General features: G+C 51.0%; 1 protein-coding gene. It reads left to right on the top strand.

What is annotated here, in order from left to right; all coding sequences use genetic code 11:
- Window positions 1–400: GGDEF domain-containing protein (locus WH277_RS02145; protein ID WP_339504133.1), on the top strand; the 400-nt coding region annotated here is incomplete at both ends.

Genomic DNA, 400 nt, shown 5'->3' with positions numbered 1-400 from the left:
CCGCCCGAAAGGCTTTTTTGGCGCGGTATTTGTCATTGATATCGACCGCTTCAAGAACATTAATGATACCTACGGTCATGCCAGCGGCGATTATGTGCTGGCAAAAACGGTGGAGTGTATTCGTCAGGGACTACCGGCATCGGCAATGGTGTGCAGGATGGGGGGTGAGGAGTTTCTGGTATTAATAGAGGGGATTTCGCAGCCGCGCGCTTTTCTGTTAGCCAATCGTCTGCGTCACAGCATTGAAGAGAACCAGATCCTGCTTGACGGCAACGATCTCAGTGTGACGGCCAGCATCGGTATCAGCGCGCTGAATATCAATAACGTTAACAGTCTGGATGAGTCGATTACCAAAGCCGATGAGCAGCTCTATATCGCCAAGAGCAGCGGTAGAAATCAG

This window comes from Erwinia sp. MYb416, assembly GCF_037479575.1.
GTDB lineage: Bacteria > Pseudomonadota > Gammaproteobacteria > Enterobacterales > Enterobacteriaceae > Erwinia > Erwinia rhapontici.
This window is presented reverse-complemented; position numbering and strand designations above follow the sequence as displayed.